The 17,652-nt window shown below is 62.9% G+C and carries 16 protein-coding genes and 1 pseudogene; 4 read left to right on the top strand and 13 right to left on the bottom strand.

Features of this window, described 5'->3' with window-relative positions; genetic code table 11:
• Positions 1 to 696: pseudogene (locus tag H0241_RS02530) on the top strand (glutathione S-transferase family protein); the annotation flags it as partial.
• On the opposite strand, the gene H0241_RS02525 reads toward H0241_RS02530, so the two are convergent.
• Positions 593 to 1,906 (bottom strand): FAD-dependent oxidoreductase, encoded by a 1,314-nt coding sequence (locus H0241_RS02525; protein WP_235983882.1) that lies wholly within the window; start codon positions 1,904 to 1,906, stop codon positions 593 to 595. The pseudogene H0241_RS02530 and the gene H0241_RS02525 overlap by 104 nt on opposite strands.
• A gap of 75 nt (positions 1,907 to 1,981) precedes the next feature.
• A complete protein-coding gene (locus tag H0241_RS02520) occupies positions 1,982 to 2,389 on the bottom strand; it encodes a winged helix-turn-helix transcriptional regulator (protein WP_181055848.1) in 408 nt (135 codons plus the stop codon).
• A gap of 136 nt (positions 2,390 to 2,525) precedes the next feature.
• On the opposite strand from H0241_RS02520, the gene H0241_RS02515 reads away from it, so the two are divergent.
• On the top strand, positions 2,526 to 3,419 hold the full coding sequence (locus H0241_RS02515; RefSeq protein WP_181055847.1) for an SDR family oxidoreductase: 894 nt from the start codon (positions 2,526 to 2,528) through the stop codon (positions 3,417 to 3,419).
• A gap of 56 nt (positions 3,420 to 3,475) precedes the next feature.
• Here the strand turns inward: H0241_RS02515 and H0241_RS02510 are convergent, their stop codons facing one another.
• Entirely contained in the window at positions 3,476 to 5,395 is a 1,920-nt protein-coding gene (locus H0241_RS02510; RefSeq protein WP_181055846.1) for a potassium transporter Kup, read from the bottom strand.
• Between the two features lie 103 nt (positions 5,396 to 5,498).
• Positions 5,499 to 6,239 (bottom strand): pyridoxine 5'-phosphate synthase, encoded by a 741-nt coding sequence (locus H0241_RS02505; protein WP_181055845.1) that lies wholly within the window; start codon positions 6,237 to 6,239, stop codon positions 5,499 to 5,501.
• Positions 6,240 to 6,484: 245 nt separating this feature from the next.
• Here H0241_RS02505 and H0241_RS02500 point away from each other — a divergent pair, with 245 nt between their 5' ends.
• A complete protein-coding gene (locus tag H0241_RS02500; RefSeq protein ID WP_181055844.1) occupies positions 6,485 to 6,904 on the top strand; it encodes a SpoIIAA family protein in 420 nt (139 codons plus the stop codon).
• Positions 6,905 to 6,910: 6 nt separating this feature from the next.
• Here the strand turns inward: H0241_RS02500 and H0241_RS02495 are convergent, their stop codons facing one another.
• From H0241_RS02495 to H0241_RS02460, 8 genes are all read right to left on the bottom strand, one after another.
• The gene (locus H0241_RS02495; RefSeq protein ID WP_112565033.1) at positions 6,911 to 8,038 is read right to left on the bottom strand and encodes an ATP-dependent DNA helicase; all 1,128 of its coding nucleotides are present in this window, start codon (positions 8,036 to 8,038) and stop codon (positions 6,911 to 6,913) included.
• Between the two features lie 137 nt (positions 8,039 to 8,175).
• Complete coding sequence (locus H0241_RS02490; protein WP_181055843.1) at positions 8,176 to 8,520, bottom strand: nitrile hydratase accessory protein; 345 nt, start codon at positions 8,518 to 8,520, stop codon at positions 8,176 to 8,178.
• Positions 8,507 to 9,166 (bottom strand): nitrile hydratase subunit beta, encoded by a 660-nt coding sequence (gene nthB / locus H0241_RS02485; protein ID WP_181055842.1) that lies wholly within the window; start codon positions 9,164 to 9,166, stop codon positions 8,507 to 8,509. The genes H0241_RS02490 and nthB overlap by 14 nt, the downstream gene beginning before the upstream one ends.
• Positions 9,163 to 9,768, bottom strand: coding sequence for a nitrile hydratase subunit alpha (gene nthA / locus H0241_RS02480; protein WP_181055841.1), 606 nt, complete (start codon positions 9,766 to 9,768; stop codon positions 9,163 to 9,165). The genes nthB and nthA overlap by 4 nt, the downstream gene beginning before the upstream one ends.
• A gap of 64 nt (positions 9,769 to 9,832) precedes the next feature.
• Positions 9,833 to 12,997 carry an efflux RND transporter permease subunit gene (locus tag H0241_RS02475; protein WP_181055840.1) on the bottom strand — a complete coding sequence of 1,055 codons (3,165 nt, stop codon included), beginning with the start codon at positions 12,995 to 12,997 and terminating at the stop codon, positions 9,833 to 9,835.
• Positions 12,994 to 14,283, bottom strand: coding sequence for an efflux RND transporter periplasmic adaptor subunit (locus H0241_RS02470; protein ID WP_181055839.1), 1,290 nt, complete (start codon positions 14,281 to 14,283; stop codon positions 12,994 to 12,996). The genes H0241_RS02475 and H0241_RS02470 overlap by 4 nt, the downstream gene beginning before the upstream one ends.
• A gap of 227 nt (positions 14,284 to 14,510) precedes the next feature.
• Entirely contained in the window at positions 14,511 to 15,107 is a 597-nt protein-coding gene (locus tag H0241_RS02465) for a LysE family translocator (RefSeq protein ID WP_181055838.1), read from the bottom strand.
• Between the two features lie 128 nt (positions 15,108 to 15,235).
• Complete coding sequence (locus tag H0241_RS02460; protein ID WP_181055837.1) at positions 15,236 to 16,192, bottom strand: acyl-CoA desaturase; 957 nt, start codon at positions 16,190 to 16,192, stop codon at positions 15,236 to 15,238.
• Positions 16,193 to 16,343: 151 nt separating this feature from the next.
• Here H0241_RS02460 and H0241_RS02455 point away from each other — a divergent pair, with 151 nt between their 5' ends.
• The gene (locus tag H0241_RS02455) at positions 16,344 to 16,733 is read left to right on the top strand and encodes a metalloregulator ArsR/SmtB family transcription factor (RefSeq protein ID WP_328824597.1); all 390 of its coding nucleotides are present in this window, start codon (positions 16,344 to 16,346) and stop codon (positions 16,731 to 16,733) included.
• Positions 16,734 to 17,071: 338 nt separating this feature from the next.
• On the opposite strand, the gene ilvN is transcribed toward H0241_RS02455, so the two are convergent.
• On the bottom strand, positions 17,072 to 17,644 hold the full coding sequence (ilvN, locus tag H0241_RS02450; RefSeq protein WP_023668352.1) for an acetolactate synthase small subunit: 573 nt from the start codon (positions 17,642 to 17,644) through the stop codon (positions 17,072 to 17,074).
• Positions 17,645 to 17,652 lie beyond the last annotated feature (8 nt).

The raw sequence follows: 17,652 nt of genomic DNA, 5'->3' as shown, positions 1-17,652 counted from the left end.
ATGACCGACAAGCTCATTCTCGTTAGCCATCATCTGTGCCCCTATGTCCAGCGCGCCGCGATTTCGTTGGCCGAGAAGGACGTGCCGTTCGAACGCGTCACCATCGACCTCGCCGACAAGCCGGACTTGTTCAAGGCGATCTCGCCGTTGGGCAAAGTGCCGCTGCTCATCGTCCAGGCAAATGGCGAGGAGACGGTGATCTTCGAATCTGCCGTCATCCTCGAATTCCTGGAGGAGACGCAGGCCAATCCCCTCCACCCTGCCGACGCTCGCGCCCGCGCCCGGCATCGCGCCTGGATTGAGTTCGGCTCGGCAACATTGAACACCATCGGCCGCTTCTACTCGGCGTCGACTGAGGCAGCCTTCCTGGCGGAATCCGCAGCGCTGTCAGCCATGTTCGATCGCCTGGAGGACGAATTGGCCGACAAGGCCGGACTGTGGTTCGACGGCGAGCGCTTTTGCCTCGTCGATGCCGTTTACGGCCCGGTCTTCCGCTATCTCGACGCCTTCGACCGGATCGGCAGTTTCGGCCTGCTGGACGGCAAGCCGCTGGTCCAGGCATGGCGCAAGGCTTTGAGCGAACGCGCCTCGATCAAGGCCGCCGTGGCACCCGACTATCCGCAGCGGCTGAGTCAATTCCTGCGGGCGAAAAATTCGTTTCTCTCGACCTTGATCCAGCCGGATGATCTGGCCAGTCTGCCTCCTTTAGCCCGATCCGCCTGAACGGGTCGATCAGCGTTCCGGCCACCATCGAGGCGAGCACGCCTGGCACTGGCGGGATCTTTGCGATGGTCGCCACCAGCCTGTCACGGAAGAATGGCAGCATCGTGCCGTCCGACTGGTAGAACGGCGTCAGCGCCAGCGACAGCAACTGGAAGACCCGGACATGCCATCGCCGCGCCCGGGCGTAGGTTTCCAGCGCTGCTTCGACGTTGCCCGTCTTTGCCAAGGCATGGCTGAGCGCCGCGGCGTCGAGCAGCGCCATGTTCGCGCCTTGCCCAAGCTGCGGGCTGGTCGAATGCGCGGCGTCGCCGATCACCGCCAGCCTCCGTCCCGCCGGCAGTTTCATCGTGTGGTGGCCATAGCGCGCCAGCGACAGCTGATCGAAACTGTCGATCTGGTTGGTGAACGCCTCGCATTCCGGCCACAGCGAGACCAACCTCGCCTTCCAGGCGCCGAGCCCCGCCGCGCGCACGCTCTCGACATCCGCCGGCTTCAGGCTCCAGAAGAACGCCGCCATCTTTTCGGCGCCCGACTGCGGCCGGCCGATCGGCAGCACGCCGATCATCACGCTGGCCTTGTCGTAGCGCTGCAGCAGCGCATTTTCGTCGAACCCGTCGCGCCAGCCGAGCGACGCCCAGAACGCGCCATAGGTGAGCGGCCGTGGCTCGGCCGGATCGTTGAGACACTGGCGCAGCTTCGAGCGCGAGCCGCTGGCGTCGACGACAAGGTCGAACGGCCCTGCCTTACGGCCATTGTCGAAGATCAGGTGCGCTCGCTCGCCAACGTCCAGCGTCTCGATCTCGGCGCCGGTTTCGATGGCGATGTCTTGGCGCTGCGCGGCGCGAAACAATACGTTGAACAGCGCCGCCCGGTGCACCGCCAGGCCAAAGCGACCGCCGGGCTCCGCATCGTAGCGCACTGCAAGCACCATGCGGCCGGTCGAGGCATCGGCGCCATGCAAACGCTCGATACGGCTGCCCAGCGCCAGGATGTCGTCGAGCAGGCCGAGATCGGCAAGCACGCTCAGCCCGGTCGGTTGCAGGATCAGTCCCGAGCCGACCGGCTTCGGCTCATCGAACCGTTCGAAGACGGTAACGTTGTGGCCGGCGCGCTTCAAGTAGAGCGCCGTGGCCAGCCCCGCCGGGCCGGCGCCGGCAATCGCGATGTCGAGAGATTTTTTCATTGCCCGCCCAACCAATGGCCGGACAATCCTTCAGCGGCCCTGCCAAATCAAGCCATTGCGGCATGCGCCAAAATATCAGCCACCAGCGTCGAAGGCAGCCCGCGCGTCGCGCACCGCATCATGGTTGCGTTCGGCCCACAGAATCAATTGATGAAACGCGCCGAACATCGAGCGCCCGAGATCGGTCAGGCTGTATTCAACGCCCGGTGGCTTGGTCGGGAACACCTCACGATGCACGTAGCCATCGCGCTGCAAATCATGCAGCGTCTGGGTCAGCATGCGCTGCGAAATGTCGGGCACAAGGCGCCGCAACTCGCCGAAGCGATAGGGTTGTTCAGCCAATGCCATCATCAGTAGCGATCTCCATTTGCCGCTGACGCCCTGGATGACATCACGAACCGGACAATTGGCAATATTGCCGCCGCCGCTGATCGCTTTGTAGATCTCCATCTTCGATTTCAGATTGATGACCTTGCCGTCCATGGCTGGTTCCCTGCGCGTGCCTACCTCCCGAAAAACTGCCTTCTTTACGGCACCGGGTCAATTCCTATTTTAGTGCTGGTCTCTTTTTGAGACCACCAGAGCACCCGCCACATCGGCGCAAAATCAGGATCTCCCGATGACCGAAACCCTTCTCGTCACCGGCGCCTCCGGCCAGCTTGGCCGCGGCGTCATCCGCTATCTCCTGGACACGCATAAAATTCCACCGGCGCGGATCATCGCCACCACGCGCAATCCCGAAAGCCTGGCCGATCTGGCGGCGCGCGGCGTCATCATCAGGCCCGCCGACTTCAACGACGCGGCCTCGCTGGAAACCGCATTCAAGGGCGCCGACAAGGTGCTGATCATTTCGACCGGCGATCTCGATCTCAAAAGCGGCAGGCGCCTGAAGCAACACGAGAATGCCGTCGCCGCGGCCAAAAACGCCGGCGTTTCGCATTTGCTCTACACCTCGATGCCCAATCCGGAGCCGGTATCGCCGGTCCTGTTTGCCGATGACCACTACAGCACCGAGCAGGCCATCAAGGGGAGCGGCATTCCCTATACGATCTTCCGCAACGGCTGGTACCAGGAGAACCTGTTCCTGGCACTGCCGCACGCGATCGCCTTGGGACGCTGGTATACGTCCGCCGGCGAAGGCCGCATCGCCCACGGCGCACGCGACGACATGGCAGCAGCGATCGCCGCCGGCCTTGCTTCCGGCTCGACCGACAGCAAGACCTACACGCTGACCGGCCCGCAGGCGTATACGACGGCCGAAATCGCCGCCCTTGTCAGCGACGTCACCGGCAAGAAGCTGGAAGTCATTCAACTGCCTGACGAGGCGCTGACCGAAGGCGTGAAGGCGGCCGGCGTCCCCGAGGATTTCGCTCGCGTCATCGTTTCCTTCGACGCCAACACGCGCTCCGGCCGCATCGACATGGTGACGGACGCTGTCGAAACGCTCTCCGGCAGGAAGCCGCAAACGCTCAAGCAGTTCCTTGAGGCCAACAAGGCCGCCTTGGCTGGCTGAAGACCGTGTCCCGACGCCATGACAAAGGCCGTGCCCACGGGGGCGCGGCCTTTTGTTTAGATCGCCACCTGCGTGCCGATCTCGACCACGCGCCCCGTGGGGATCTGGAAATATTCCGTCGCGTCGGCCGCCGTGCGGGCGAGCCCGATGAACAGCTTGTCCTGCCACACCGGCATGCCGGAATTGGGCGAGGCCTTGAGCGAACGCCGCGACAGGAAGAACGAGGTCGTCATGATGTCGAACTTCCAACCCTGCTTGCGGCAGATCGCCAGCGCGCGCGGAATGTTGGGCTGTTCCATATAGCCGAAGGTCAGCGTCACTCGCATGAACAGCTCGTTGACCGTCTCCATCTTGACCCGCTCGCTGTCGGGCACCAGCGGCTGCGGCGCCGTCACCACCGAGAGGATGACGTTCTGCTCGTGCAGCACCTTGTAGTGCTTCAGGCTGTGCATCAGCGCGGTCGGCGCGCTTTGCGGATCGCTGGTCAGGAACACGGCGGTGCCGGACACCAGCTGCGGTTTCTTCTTCAACAGATTGCCGGCGAGGAAATCGAGCGGGATTTCGTTGCGGCGGGTCTTGTCGAACAGATAGCGGCTGCCGCGCACCCAGGTCCACATCGCGAGCACGATGGTGAAGGCCACCGCCAGCGACGCCCAGCCACCTTCGAACACCTTGACGATGTTGGAGGCAAAGAAGCCGACATCGATGAACGCGAACACCGCTGTCATCGCCACTGCTACCCAAAGCCGCCATTTCCAGATGCGCGTCATGACGACGAACAAAAGCACCGTCGTCACCAGCATGTTGCCGGTGACCGAGATGCCGTAGGCGGAGGCGAGCTTGCTCGATTCGCCGAAGCCGACCACCAAAAGCATCACCACCAGCGCCAGCAAAAGGTTGACGCGCGGCATGTAGATCTGGCCGGACTGCCGTTCCGACGTATGCAGGATTTCAAGACGCGGCAGCATGTTGAGCTGCACCGCCTGCCGGGTCAGCGAGAAAGCGCCCGATATGACCGCCTGGCTGGCGATAACCGTCGCCGCCGTCGCCAACACGACCATCGGGATCAGCGTCCAGCCTTCGTTCATCTCGAAGAATGGATGGCCGACCACGCCGTTCTTGGCCAGCACGAAAGCGCCCTGCCCGGCATAGTTGAGCAGCAGGCAGGGGAACACGATGGCCAGCCAGGCGAGCACGATCGGCTTGCGGCCAAAATGGCCGAGATCGGCATAAAGCGCCTCGGCGCCAGTGACGGCGAGGAAGATGGCGCCGATGGTGACGAAGGCCACATCGGGCGAATTGATCAGGAAGGCGACGATGTAGTGCGGGCTGACCGCCCACAGGATTTCCGGATCGGCGATGATGTGGTTCAGGCCGGAAAGGCCGATGGCCAGGAACCAGACCGCGGTGATCGGACCGAAGATCAGCGCCACACCGCCGGTCCCAAAACGTTGCACCGAAAACAGGATCGCCAGGATGACCAGCGTCAGCGGCACGACATAGGGCTGGAAGGTCGGCGTGACGACATTCATGCCTTCGACCGCCGACAGCACCGAGATCGCCGGCGTGATGACGGCATCGCCGAAGAACAGCGATGCACCGACAATGCCGATGGCCAGGATGATCGCCGATCGTGTCGGGAAACTGCCCCGCGCCAGCGCCATCAACGACAGCACGCCGCCCTCGCCGCGGTTGTCGGCGCGCAACACGAAATTGATGTATTTGATGGTGACGATGATCGTCAGCGACCAGATGATCAGCGACAGCACACCCAGAATATCGCCGCGGTCGGCGACTTCGCCGCCGGACGACGCCACCAGCGCCTCGCGGAACGCGTAGATCGGGCTGGTGCCGATGTCGCCATAGACCACGCCGAGCGCGCCCAGCATCAGCACCTTGGTGCTATGCTGTTCGATTTCGGGATGACTCGATTGTTCGACGGGTTCTGCCTCACTACCACTATTGGTAAGGGCCATGGACGACACTCCGATAAGCGCGCGGTGCTCTACGCTTGCTGCGATGCAATATCAAGTGCCCTCACGTAATGGCTGATATGCGGTAATGCCAGCCATCTGCCCTCTACCATCCGCATGCCTTAAGGAACCGCCCCACCGTGCCGGCCATGCCATACTCCAACGCATCGGCTGTCAACCCATGTCCGATTGACACTTCGGCCAATGCCGGGATGCGCTTTGCCAGCGCCGGCAGATTGTTCACCACCAGATCGTGCCCGGCATTGACCTGGAGCCCGGCCGCGAGTGCGGCATCGGCGGTTTTTCCCAATCTTTCCAGCTCCTTCTGCGCCTTGGCGGAATCGGAATGGAAGCTGCCGTAAGGTCCGGTATAAAGCTCGATACGGTCGGCGCCGGTGTCGCGCGCGGCATTGACGCCGGCGGGATCCGGATCGGAAAACAGCGACACGCGAAAGCCCCCCTTTTTCAGGCGCTTGACGATGGGGTTAAGGAACGCCGCCTCGACGGCAAAGTTCCAGCCGTGGTCGGAGGTCGCCTGCGCCGGATCGTCGGGCACCAGGGTCACCTGTTCGGGCTGGTGCTTTTCCACAAGCACCAGAAAATCCTCGGTCGGGTAGCCCTCGATGTTGAATTCGGCCTTGGGAAACTCGTCATCGATCAGCGCCCGGATCTCCGGCAGGTCGGAATACCTGGTGTGGCGCTCGTCGGGCCGCGGATGCACCGTCAGCCCGTGCGCGCCGGCGGCCAGCGCCAGGCGGCCGAGCCCGGTGACGCTCGGCCATGGCAGGTCGCGGCGATTACGCAGCATGGCGATGGCGTTGAGATTGACGGAAAGCTTGGCTGGCATGGTTTTGGGTCCGGTCCGGGGGCGTTTTGGCAGCGCATCTATACTGCCTTTGATGGGAACAGACAGGGGGTTTCGGGTGTTCCAGTCAGGTATGTGCCCTGCGAGAGCAGTTCCAGGAAAAGTGTCACACGGTTTTCCCGGGAAAACCGCGTAGCGCTTTCCCTTGGGAACTGCGTCAAATCAAAGAGCTAGAGCTGGTCGCCGTTTCCGCGAAACAGCGAAACGCTCTAGCGGAGGACCAGCCGATGAATTTTCTCCAATCCGTGCCCGCGATCCGCCGTATCGAAACCGACCGTGAGGATCTTTTCGCCATCGACGTTGTCGGCCATATCTCGGCCGCCGACGGTGAAAATCTGTTTGGATTGCTGGAGGCGGCCTATGCGCTTCACCCAAGGATCGACGTGTTGATGCGACTGGTCGATCATGAGGGCGTCGACTGGACGGATGTCGCCGACGAGACGCTGAAACAGGGTACGGTGCACGCCCTGGAACATATCGCCCGGTGCGCAACGATCGGCGAGCCGAACTGGATAGCGGATGCGCAGGCTTTCCTTCCGGCTTCATCACCCATCGAGTTCCGGCATTTCAAGGCCGAGGATGAAGCAGACGCTTGGGCGTGGCTGGGCGCGACGCCACTCAGCCCTGCTACGCCAGCTGCTACCTGACGCCAGCTACCTAACGATGGTCAGCCGCTCTGCCGCCCGCGTGATCGCGGTGTAGAGCCAGCGCTGGCGGGTTTCCTTGAACGCCCAGCTCTCGTCGAACAGCACCACGTCGTTCCATTGCGAACCCTGCGCCTTATGCACGGTCAGCGCGTAGCCATAGTCGAAATCGTCGAATCGCTTTTTCTGCTGCCAGGGGATATCGGCGTCCGGATCCTCGAACGCCGACTTGAGCAGCTTGATCTTGGCGACGCCGCGGTCGGGATCGTCCTCTTCCGGCGAGACCAGCAGATTGATGCCGGGCTTCACCGTCTCGCGCGACGAGGTCATCACCTTCCACAGCGAACCGTTGAGCAGGCCCTTGGCGGGGTCGTTGCGCAGGCAGACCAGCTTGTCGCCGGCCTGCGGGTAGTCGGCATTAAAGCCTTTCAGCTCGCGCAGGCGCTGATTGTAACGGCGCCGCGTACGGTTGGTGCCGACCAGCACCTGGTCCGCCTTGAGCACCAGCTCCTGGGTGACGTCCTCCTTGCCGATCACCTGCGCGGTTCCGTAGTCACCGCGCATGAACTCGCGGCCCTCACGCACATCGAGCGCCAGCTGGATGATTGGATTGTCGCGCGCCTGGCGATGGATTTCGGTCAAGAGCACATCCGGCTCGTGCTCCGTGAAGAAGCCGCCGCCCGATATCGGCGGCAGCTGCGCCGGATCGCCAAGCACCAGGATCGGCGTGCCGAAACTCAGGAGGTCGCGGCCGAGCTGCTCGTCGACCATCGAGCATTCGTCGATGACCACCAGCTTGGCGCGCGAGATCGGACTTTGCCGGTTGAGCGAAAAGGTCGGCGACATCGACGTCTTGCCGGTCACCTCGTCGGCAACCGATTCCTCGCCCTTCGGCCTATAGATCAGCGAATGGATGGTGCGGGCATTGACCGCGCCCTTGGAGCGCAGCACCTGCGCCGCCTTACCGGTGAAGGCGGCGAACTGCACCTGCCCGTCGACATGTTCGGCGAAATAGCGCGCCAGCGTCGTCTTGCCGGTGCCGGCATAGCCGAACAGCCGAAAAATCTGCGGCCGGCCCTCCTTGAGCCAGCGCGCAACCGCCTTCAATGCCTCATCCTGTTGGGGAGAGAATTCCATCAGCGCGAGAGACCGGATTCGCAAGGGAAAGACAAGGCCGTCACCATCAATGCCGAAGATGGCGCCGCCGCCAGAGGCGCAAACTATCAGGCGCACATCGGAACGTAAAGGGAACAAACGAGCCTGTGAGCAACGACCTAGAGCCCGGGATCATTCTCCAGCAGGATCGGCTTGCCATGCGGCGTCGCATGCGCGGCGCGTTCCCAGGCAGCGGCTAGCGTGTCGACATCGCCCTTCCCGGCGACGCCCTTAGCCGCCAGCAGTTTCTCCAGCGCCGCCAGCCAATGCTCGTAGTAATCGTGGCCATCGCTTGCGGCGCCCGGCTTCTTCACTTCCGCCGACAGCGAATCGGCCCATTCGCTCCACGAAAACAGGCCTTTGTCGTGCAACGCCACCGTCATGGCGAAGGCTTCGGCCTGCCATGGCTCTGAAAACACCGGCTCGTCGATATCATCCGGCAATGCGCCTTCATGCCGGCTCAAGATAGCTCTCCCAGGCATCGATCGAGACGCTCAGCGTCGGGTCGGCGCCTTCACCCCAGATTTCCGAGCCGTCGAAGACCACGGTATAAACCCATTGCGGGTTTTCACCTTGCCCATGCGCGTTGCTGTCGGGGAAGACAAATCCGTCGCGCACGGCCTCGATCACACCCTGCTTGTCGCGCGCATAGCGCGGCAGCCTTGTGTGCCCGGTCGGATTGAAATTCTTCGTCCGCACGGGCTGGCCAGCCTTGAACCGTGCCGGCGTGGCAACCGGCCGGTCGCAAGGCCCGCCCTCGGCCAGCACCGCCGGCACGCTTTCGGCCTTCAACACCCTTTTGGGCGTCGCCGCCGGATCGACTGCCTTGCCGGCGGCGAGATCGCGCTCGCTGACAAAGCCATGGCGCTTCAACAGAACTTCCAACGCCTTGATCCAGATCTGATAGTAGCTCGATGCATAGTAGACGGCGGGATGCAGCGATTCGCGCGCATGCCGGCTCTCGTCGATGTTCCAGGCGCCCATGGCGCCGGCGGTCAGTGTCACGCCCAGGGCCCGCCTCTCCCAGTCGGCATGGAAATAGGGCTCGTTCTTCTCCGGCGCGACAGGCCCGAATCCCATCTGCCCGCCGAGATCCTGTGGCCCGTTCATGCCGGTGCTTTCGCCACCGCTGTCCCGATCATCGCATCGCGGCTGATCAGTTCGGCGAGCTGTTCCTCGCTCCAGCCCTCGGTGTTTTGCGGCCGCATCGGCACCACGAGATAGCGCAGCTCGGCCGTCGAATCCCAGACGCGGATTTTTTTCTCCGCCGGCAACGTCAGCCCGAACTCTTCAAGCACGCCGCGCGGATCGATCACCGCCCGCGAGCGATAGGGCGGTGCCTTGTACCAGACAGGTGGCAGCCCAAGCACCGACCACGGATAGCAGGAGCACAGCGTGCAGACGACGAGGTTGTGCGTCTCTTCCGTGTTGAACACCGCCTGCATGTGCTCGCCCTGGCGGCCGGTGTAGCTCAACGATTCGATCGCCGCCGTCGCATCGCGCTTCAGCCAGTCGGCATAGGCCGGATCGCTCCAGGCTTTCGCCACCACCCTGGCGCCGTTGCGTGGTCCGATCTTCGTCTCATAGGTGTCGACGATGACATCGATCGCCGCCGGATCGATCAGGCCTTTTTCGGTGAGGATGGTTTCCAGCGCGCGCACCCGCGCTGCAAACGGGTCGAGCTCGTTGTCGTGATCATGATCATGGGACATGACTGCAAATTAGGATCACCGGTCTGCCGCCGCAAGCACCACGCCTTGGGCCAGACGCCGCCGCCTATTCGGCGGCGGCCTGCTGCGGTTCGACGAGCCGGTCGTCGGCGTCGAACAGCGACCCCTGCTCGCCGCTCTCGACGGCATGCAGCGCCGGCCTGTTCTTTTTCGAGGAGAAGAAGCCCATCAGCCAGCCTGAGAAGTTCTCGAAATAGACGTAGATCACCGGCGTGACGAACAGCGTCAGCGCCTGCGAAGCGAGCAACCCGCCGACCACGGCAACGCCGAGCGGCTGGCGAAGTTCAGCACTTGCGCCGGTGCCGAGCGCGATCGGGAACGTGCCCATCAGGGCCGCCAGCGTGGTCATCATGATCGGCCGGAAACGCATCAGGCAGGCCTTGTGGATGGACTCCGTCGCCGACATGCCCTCTCGTCGCAGTTCCAGCGCGACGTCGACCATCATGATGCCGTTCTTCTTGACGATGCCGATCAGCATCAGGATGCCGATCACCGCGATGACCGACAAATCCATGCCGGCAAAGCGCAGCGCCACCACCGCGCCCAGCACCGCCGAAGGCAGGCCGGTCAGAATGGTCAGCGGATGGATGAAGCTCTCATAGAGGATGCCGAGCACGATATAGATGGTCAGGATGGCGCCGCCGATCAGCAGGCCCTGGTTGGCAAGCGAATCCTGGAAGGTCTTGGCGGTGCCGGCGAAGCTGGTCGAGATCGCCGTCGGCATGCCGATCTGCTCCTTCAGCGCGTCGATGCGGGCCGTGCTGTCGCCGAGCGCCACGCCTTGCGGCAGATTGTAGGAGATGGTCACCGCCGGCAGCTGGCCGAGCTGGTTGACCGTCAAGGCGCCGGCCGTGCGGTCGACGCGGGCAAAGGCGCCAAGCGGCACCAGGCTGCCGCTCGCCGTCCTCATCTGGATGGCGAGCATGCGCTCCGGCGACCATTCGATGTTGGGATCGAGCTCGGTGATGACCTCATAACTGTCGGCCGAACCGAAGATCGTCGAAACCTGGTCGGTACCGAATCCGCCATAGAGGGCGGATCGCAGCGTGTCGGTGTCGATGCCGAGCTGGGCGGCCTTGTCGCGGTCGACCACCAGCGATGCCTGCAGGGCATTGTTCTGCAAGTCGCTGGTGACGTCGGTGAAATTCGTATGGTCGGCCGCCATCGCGTCATTCAGCTTCTGTGCCCAGATGTCGGTCTGGCCGGTATCGAGGCCTTGGACGACCAGCTGGTAGGCGCTGGCCGAAGAGCGCGAACCGAGCCGCAGGTTCTGCACCGGCTGCATGTAGGTTTCGATACCCGCCACACCGGCCAGTTGCCGCCTTAGATCCGAAAGCACCTTCTCGATGTCGGGACGCTGGTCCTTGCCCTTGAGCTGGACGAAAAGCTGCCCCTGGTTGAGCGCATTGCTGCCGCTGCCCGCCGACCATGCGACATGATCGACATAGGGCGAATGCGAGAAGACGCTGGCGACCTGCCCCTGCAGCCTCGACATGGCGTCGAACGAGATGTCCTGGCGCGCAATTGTCGTCACCGAGATCTGGCCGATATCCTCCTGCGGGAAGAAGCCCTTCGGCGACACCTCGATCAGCCACACCGATCCTGCCGCGGTGCCGAGGAAGACGAGGAACACCAGGAAAGTGTGGCGCAGGCAGAAGGTCAGAAGCCGGTCATAGCCGCGTGTGACGAAGTCCTGCTTGTGGCCAGGGCCATGCTTGTCGCGGTCGGCTTTCGTCACCGACAGCAGCCGTGAGCACAGCATCGGCGTCAGCGTCAGCGACACGAACATCGACGCGAGGATGGCGACTGTAACCACGACGGCGAACTCGTTGAAGATGCGGCCGATGACGCCGCCCATCAAAAGCACCGGGATGAACACCGCCACCAGCGAGATCGAGATCGAGATGATAGTGAAGCCGATTTCGCGCGCGCCCTTCAGCGATGCGTCGAAGGCCGACAACCCATCCTCCTCCATGTGGCGAAAAATGTTTTCCAGCATGACGATGGCGTCGTCGACGACAAGGCCGACGGCAAGCGTCAGGCCCATCAGCGATATGTTGTCGATGGAAAAGCCGAACAGGAACATCGCGCCCAGCGTGGCAATCAGCGAGATCGGCACCGCCACGGCCGGAATGATGGTTGCCGTCACCCGGCGCAGGAAGACGAAGATCACCATCACCACCAACGCGATGGTCAGGAGCAACGTGAACTGCACATCGTCGACGGCCTGGCGGATCGAGGTCGAACGGTCGTTGAGCAGCTTGATCTGGGCGGCGGCCGGCATCTGGTCCTGGAAGGACGGCAGCATCGCCTTGACCTTGTCGACGACGTCGACAGTGTTGGCGTCGGGCTGGCGCTGCACAGCCATGATGATCGCGCGGGTACCATCGTACCAACTCGCGGTCGTGGTGGTCTGCACCGAATCGACGACGCGGGTCACCTCGCCTAGCCGCACCGGGTGGCCATCCTTGGTGGCGATGATGAGGTTGGAGAAGCCGGCGGCGTTGGTGAGCTGCGTGTTGGCTGTGATGGTCAGCTGTTGCTTGTCGTTCTGCAGCACGCCGAGCGGCGTGTTGCTGTTGGCCGACGCGATCGCCGTCTGCAGCTGGTCGATCGAGATGCCGCGCGCGGCAAGCGCGGTCGGATCGATCTGGATGCGCACCGCATATTTCTGCTGGCCGAAGATCGAGACCTGCGCCACCCCGTCGATGGTCGACAGCGACGGCGAGATGACGTTTTCGGCGAAGGCATCGAGATCGGTCAACGGAACCGTGTCGCTGACCAGCGACATCAACAGGATCGGCGCGTCGGCCGGATTGACCTTGCGGTAGCTCGGCGGCGACGTCATTTCCGGCGGCAGCGATTTCTGCGTACGCGCGATCGCCGCTTGCACGTCGGCGGCGGCCGCGTCGATGTCGCGGTTGAGCACGAACTGAATGGCGATCGAGGTCTGGCCGAGCGAGTTGGTGGTCGAGATCGAATCGATGCCGGCAATCGTCGCGAACTGCTTGATCAGCGGCGTCGCCACCGAGGTTGCCATGGTTTCGGGCGAAGCGCCGGGCAGCGACGCCGAGACGTTGACGACCGGAAATTCAGCACTTGGCAGCGCTGCAACAGGCAGGAATTTGTAGGCAAACAGCCCACCCAGCACGAGGGCGAACGACATCAGCAGCGTGGCGACGGGCCTGCGTATGCAGAATTCGGAAATCATTGGGCAGCCGCCTTGTCGGCTTGCGCGACCTTTGGCGCGGCCTGATCACCACCGGCCGCCTTGCCCTCATGCACGGCGGCGCCGTCCTTCAGCCTGGTCTGGCCCTCGACGACCACCTTCTCGCCGGACTTGACGCCCTCGCTGATGGCGCTGTTTTCGCCTTCGGTCAGCGCCACCTGCACCGGCCGCATCTCGACCGTGTTGTCCGGCTTGACCACATAGACAAACGGCCCCCTCTGGCTGGGTTGCACGGCAACGGTCGGAACCGAGGTCATCTGCGGCATGATGCCGGCGTCGAGCACGACATTCACGTATTGCCCGGGCCACAGCGACAGATCGGCATTGGGTATGCTTGCCCGCGTGGCAATGGTGCCGGAAGCGGTGTCGACGCTGGAATCGACGAAGTCGAGCGTGCCCTTGCCGATCGGCGTCGGGTCGCCGTCCTTGGTCAGCGTCACCGCCCCTTGCTGCGGATTGGCCAGCGCCTTGTGCAGCAGCGCCAGATTGCTCTCCGGCAGATTGAAGTTGACCTGCAGCGGATCGATCTGGGTGATCGTCACCAGCGGCGTCGCCGTGCTCGAGTTGCCGTTGCTGACGGTGACGAGATCGCCGACCGCGACGCTGACTGCGCCGAGCCTGCCGGCAATCGGCGCCGTGATCGTGGCAAAGCCGAGCTGGACATTGTCGGCATCGATGGTCGCCTTGTCGGCATCGACGGTCGCCGCCGCAGCCTTTTGCGCCGCCACCGCCTGATCGTAGGTCTGCTGCGTGCCGGCCTGTTTGGCGACGAGATCCTTGGCGCGCTGGAGATCTGACACCGAGCTCGCCAGCATTGCCTGGTCCTTGGCAAGCGTCGCCTGGTCCTTGGCAAGCTGCGCCTTCAGCGCCCGGTCGTCGAGCGAGAACAAAAGGTCGCCGACCTTCACCATCTGGCCGTCCTTGACGTCGATCGACACGATCTGGCTCGACACCCGGGCGTTGATGTTGACCACGGCCGGAGACGAGACGAAGCCGATGGCGTAGCGGCGGATCGGGAAATCGGCCGTTGTCGCGGCCGCCGAAACGATCGAGGCCGAACGGGCGGCATTTCCGCCGGCACCGGATTTGCCCCCAGCCTTGTCAGCCGAAGCCTTGTCCGATCCAGCCGGCTTGTCCGCCGCCGCCGTCTGCTTGGCGCCCGGCAGCATCTGCTGAAGACTGCCCATCGCTGTCGGCGAAAAATAGACCCAGGCCGCGGCGACACAGGCCGCTGCCACCACTACCGCCAGAACGACTTTCCCGCGCATCGACTACAAGCCTTATGATCCGACACGCCGAACCCGGTGGTCTCATTCTACCGCAAATCATGGCGCCTTGCCGCGATTGTGCAGAAGTAGATAGGACACGCCTTTGTCGGAAAAGGGCCAAAACGCGGCATTACGAAGATTTAATGTGCACTGCACAATGAATGTGCAGCCGGCTCAACAGTCGGAAAAGCCAGCCAGGATGTGGTTGAGATTCAGGTCAGGAAGATCTAGCGCAGCATCGGCCAGAGCGTCGCGGCGAGCAGCACGCCCATGGCGATGTTGAACCATTTCAGCCGCACCGGATCCGACAGGAAGCCGCGCAGCGCCGTGCCGAAACCGGCCCACACCGACACGCTCGGCAAGTTGACGATGGCGAACGCCGCAGAGATCAGCGCCACCGACAGGAACGGGTGGTCGGCGTTGGTGTAGACGGCCATGGCGGTGATCGCCATCACCCAGGCCTTGGGGTTGACCCACTGGAACGCCGCCGCATCGATGAAGCGCATCGGCTTTGCCTCAACCTCGCCCTTTGCGCTGAGCGAGCGTGACATGGCGATCTTCCAGGCGAGGTAAAGCAGATAGGCGGCACCGGCGATCTTCAATCCGGTGTGCAGCGCTGGAAACGCCGTCAGCACGGCGCCGAGGCCGAAGCCGACGGCCAGCAACAGCACGAAGAAGCCGATGCTGATGCCGAGCATATGCGGAATGGTCCTGACGATGCCGAAATTAACACCCGACGCCAGAAGCATAAGGTTGTTCGGCCCTGGCGTGATCGAGGTCACGAAGGCATAGACCAAAAGGGCAAGGAAGGTGTCGAGGGACATGACGGCTCATAAAGGTCAGGAATACTGACTTAAATCGACGGGGCGTCCGGACGCAACTTCATTCGATTGGTCCAATACGCCCTGCCGTCGTCTGTTCCTGTCGCCAGCCCAGCCACGGCCGGCATAGTCTACCTGCCGTGGGGTCGTGCCGACAACAGGCCGGGAGCGGCCGCCGTCTCTTGATGGCCGGCCACACGCCGCAGGCCTTTGCGCTTCGGCGTGTTCCCGGGAAGCTTCACCCCATGCGCGAGACCCAAAGCGGCGAGGATGCGGATGAAGACCCAGCCGAGGTCGATCTGCCCGCGTTCGAGGCCGAGCCTGGCGGATTCGGGGAACGCGTGATGGTTGCCGTGAAAACTCTCGCCGAACGTCACCAGGCCGAAACGCGGCAGATTGTAGCCTTGCACGGCGACGCCATCAACGCGCCAGCCCTGCTGCCCGCTGCGATGGGCGAAATGCCCGATCAGCCAGTGCCCGGTGAGCGAAACCGAGACCCGCACCGCAATGCCCCAGACGACCCAGCTCCAGCCGCCAAGGACAAAGAACAGGATCGCCCATGGCAATTGCTGCAGCATCCAGGTGCGCTCGACGAATTTGTAGAAGCGGTCGTTGCGGATCGACGGCTCGATGACGAAGTCAGGCGGATTGCGCAACGCAACGGCGCAATGCATCTGCCAGAAAGCGTCGGTGAAGAATGGCCGGCGGTGGGCGTGCAGATCGTGGCATGCCGTCTGGCGCTGCGCCCAGTCGCGTATGTCATGCGCATAGATCATGCCGAAGGGACCGGCCATGCCGACAAGCGTGCCGAGATAGACCAGCGCATGTTCGATCCAGATATGCACCTTGAACGAGCGATGGATGAGCAGGCGATGCATGCCAACCGAATGCCCGGCGCAGATCGTCACCGCCGTCGTCACCACGAACAGGGCAAAGGCGCTCCAGCTGAAGGTCAGCGGCCCGAACACAAGGACAATCAGCGTCATCGCGCCAACCCAGATCGACTTGACCGGCATCCAGACGACCTCGCCGTCTTCGGCGTCGCTCAAGGGCTGCGAGATCATTCTGGCTGTGGATATGGTTTTCATCGGTACCCCTCCTCTGCAGGAACATTTCCGAACCAAGAGCCTTGCCTTCCGGCGCATCGGCCTTTATTTAGGCACTAAGCTAATTATCTATTAGGCCGGATTAGGTATTTAGGCAATGGCCTAATTACCAGAGGCAAAAACGAGGCAAGCAGTGATCGAAGACAATGCAGCGGATGGTGAAACGGCTGCCGGCGGCAGCGGCGCCATACAGCGCGTGTTCGAAGCGCTCTCGTCGCAGCCCCGGCGCAAGATCCTCGCCTATCTCGCCCATTCCTCGCTGACGGCCGGCGAGATCGCCGCGCGCTTCGACATGTCGAAGCCGTCGATCTCGCAGCATCTGAGCATACTGGAAACGGCCGGCCTTATCGCCAGGGAGCGGCAGGGCCAGTTCATCCACTACTCGCTGGTCCAGAACAATCTGGTGAACACGTTGAACGGCTTCGTCCAGGACGTCTGCCCAGTGGCGCGCCCGATCAAACGGGAAAGCAAGGAACTGGCGAGCGGCAAGGTCGATGCAAAGCAGACAAAGTCCGCCGGCTGATATCTCGATTGCATCTCCCGCCGCATCAGTTCCGGTGACGATACTTCAGTGCCCAGAGAAACCAACTGAAGACGACGATGGATCCGGCGTGGAACAGGACCCCATCCCAGAATCTGGTCGGATTGTCCGCATACGCAACCAGGCTATAGGTTCGTCCGACAGGGACCGTCATCGTTACCCAGGCATGGGCAAGAACCCAGATCGAGAATGCGATCAGAGCGTACATCATCACATGTATGATCAGCTCTTTGCGCGGAGTCATGCGTCACCAATTCTCAAGCCTGCTGTCCGACTGTCTGGCCGACCGTGATTGCGGAACTTTAATTTCGCATGAATGCCTACATCCCTTGCGGGCCGCGGTTCATCGCCGCCACGCCGGTGCGGCAGATCTCAACCAGGCCGAGCGGCTTCATGATGGCGATGAACTGGTCGAGCTTCGAGCCCTTGCCGGTGATCTCGAAGATGAAATGCTCGGTGTTGGCGTCGATGACGCTGGCGCGGAAGGCATCCGCCAGCCGCAGCGCCTCGACCCGAGCCTCGCCGGTACCGGCCACCTTGACCAGCGCCAGTTCGCGCTCCAACGGTCGCTCCTGACCGAATTCGTGCGAGCGCACGGTGAGGTCGACGACGCGATGCACCGGCACGATACGCTCGAGCTGATGCTTGATCTGCTCCAGCACATGCGGCGTTCCGCGCGTCACGATGGTGATGCGCGACAGATGCTTTTCGTGCTCCGTCTCGGAGACGGTGAGGCTCTCGATGTTGTAGCCGCGGCCGGAAAACAGGCCGATGACCCGGGCAAGCACGCCCGGCTCATTGTCGACCAGCACGGAGAGCGTGTGGTTCTCCGGCTTCTCGGTTTCCTTGGCGATGAAGTAGGCGGAGCCGGTCGGTTGAAGCTGTGCGTTCATGACATGAA

This window comes from Mesorhizobium neociceri (genome assembly GCF_013520985.1).
Taxonomy (GTDB): domain Bacteria; phylum Pseudomonadota; class Alphaproteobacteria; order Rhizobiales; family Rhizobiaceae; genus Mesorhizobium; species Mesorhizobium neociceri.
The sequence above is the reverse complement of the archived record's forward strand: the minus strand, read 5'-3'. Positions and strand labels throughout refer to the sequence as shown.